The organism is Mucilaginibacter sp. (assembly GCF_039921305.1).
GTDB lineage: Bacteria > Bacteroidota > Bacteroidia > Sphingobacteriales > Sphingobacteriaceae > Mucilaginibacter.
Map to the genome: position 1 here is coordinate 1 of NZ_JBDSCA010000007.1, position 2,531 is coordinate 2,531.

The following is a 2,531-nucleotide window of genomic DNA, read 5'->3' on the forward strand; positions in this document are numbered from 1 at the left end:
GCGGTATCATACATCATTATTCAGCATCTTTCCTCTGATTTTAAAAGTCAGATGGCCCATATCTTGGCACCCCACAGCAAATTACAGGTCATTGAGGCTATTGAAAATGTAGATATAAAGCCGAACACCGTCTATCTGATCCCCAGCGCCAAGTTTATGGCAGTCGAAGATGGCAGGCTTATCTTATCAGACAAAAAAGACCAGCCACGTCCACACATGACTATTGATTACTTTTTTGCATCATTGGCAAAAGAACGAGGAAATAAAGCAATCGGTATCATTTTATCGGGTACCGGTAATGATGGATCAAATGGTGTCGAAGCGATTAAACAAGCCGGTGGAATAGTGATTATTCAGGACCCACAAACTGCCGGCTTTAATGGAATGCCACTGGCCGCCATCGCTACAGATTGCGCAGACCTGATCCTTTCGCCGGAAGCTATGCCTCAAGCGATTGAGGATTATGTTAAAGATGGTACATTGGAAGCCCTCACAGAACACAAAGATGTTCAGATCAATGAGGATGAACTCACTAAAATCTTTGACCTGATCAAAGGAAACTTGCCGTTGGATTTCTCCGATTATAAACGCCCAACCATTGTCAGGCGAATTAAAAGGCGCATGGTTGAGCATAATTTTAATACGGTAGATAAATATTTTAAGTTTTTAAAAAATAATCATACCGAGGTTGTTTTGCTGGCAAATGATTTTTTGATAAGTGTAACATCTTTTTTTAGAGATCCCCAAGCCTTTAAAATTATTCAGGAAACCGTCATTCCTGCAATCTTTGAAAAAAATAAAGACGAAATTATTAAGATATGGGTAGCTGGTTGCGCTACCGGAGAGGAAGCTTATTCGATGGCTATCCTGGTTAAAGAATACCTGAATGAACATCCTCAAAATATAGATGTAAAAATATTTGCTTCGGATATTAGTAGGGCTGCACTTGATACTGCATCTAAAGGGATTTACCAAAATAGCATTGAAAATTCGGTTTCTACGGAAAGGCTGCAACAATTTTTCACAAAAGAAGGTACATCCTACAAAATTAAACACGAGATCAGGAAGATGCTGATATTTGCACAGCATGACTTGGTTAAAAACCCCCCTTATTGTAATATTGATTTGCTCAGTTGTCGTAACCTGCTGATATATCTTAATGTAGCGTTGCAGCAAAAGGTTTTTGCAATGATGCATTTTGGATTGAAAAAAGGCGGCTATCTCTTTTTAGGCCCAAGTGAAAACGCTGCGGTGCTCAAAGACGACTTTGAAGAAATTAGCGGCAAATGGAATATCCTACAAAGCAATAAAAACGGACGTGCTGTAAAATTCGACACATTTGCATCGCAGGTCATCGAAAGTGTGAAAACGACCCAAATGGAAGTAAGTAAAAAAAGCTTCGCGTCTGGTTCGGGTGCTGAAATAGGCGATCAGATCAACAAGGCACTGCTAAATGAATCTAAATTCACCGGCGTCTGTACGGATGAAAATTTGGTCGTTGTAAAATCTTTTGGCAATACAGCACTTTACCTTAAAAATATAAATTTCAATCATAATCTTAATGACCTGCTGCCTGATAAAATATCCACCATCTTTAAAGCAGCCGCTCACAAAGCGCTAAAGTTGAACGAGCGGGTTATACTTAATGAACTTAAATTGAGTGATACCGATGATAGTTACATCAGGGTTATAAATATTGTGCTTAGCCCGTTCTATTTAGATAAGTCAGAAGAAAGGTTATTACTGGTTCTGTTTACAGACGTAAATGCGAAATTAACTGAAAAGCACATCATCAATGTTGAGGATACTAATGAGGTATCCAAAGAACATATAATTAGTTTGGAACAGGAAGTTGCTGAATTAAAGCATAACCTATCGGTAGCTAACGGTCGAATTGAAAACTCTAATGAGAATATGCAGTCCTTTAACGAAGAACTGCAATCTGCCAATGAAGAGATGCAATCTGCTAATGAAGAGATGCAGAGTACGAACGAGGAACTGCAATCTGTCAATGAGGAACTGCAAACGATCAATAAGGAACATCAAATGACTATTGATGAGTTGACCGATATGAATGATGACCTTAATAATTATTTCCGCAGCAATACCAATGGCCAGCTCTTTGTAGATCGGAATCTATTGCTGAAAAGGTACTCTCCCGCAGCGGTTAAACATATAAATATCCGGGAAAGCGATATAGGCCGTCCATTAAGTAATATTACGACGAATATCAAATTAGAAACATTAATTGAAGATATTAAAAAAGTAATTCTGGACGAAGAAGTTATTACCAAAGAAGCGGAAGCTTTAGACGGTAAAGTATACCAGGTGATGACGATGCCTTATCTCAAAAAAGGTAGCAAAAGGGCCGACGGTGCTATCATTAGTTTTTACGAGATCACCGAATTGAAAAAGCTTTTAAGTGACCTGGATATAAGCAATAAAGGCTTAACTGATTCTGTTTTGGCTATTGAACATAGCCGGGAGAAAGTAAGCCTGTTGCTGGCGAAAGAAAAAGAGTTGAATGTTCT

General features: G+C 38.6%; 1 protein-coding gene. It reads left to right on the forward strand.

What is annotated here, in order from left to right:
• Window positions 1-51: 51 nt before the first annotated feature.
• A partial coding sequence (locus ABIN91_RS01185; protein ID WP_348047578.1) for a CheR family methyltransferase occupies window positions 52-2,531 on the forward strand: 2,480 nt, incomplete at its 3' end.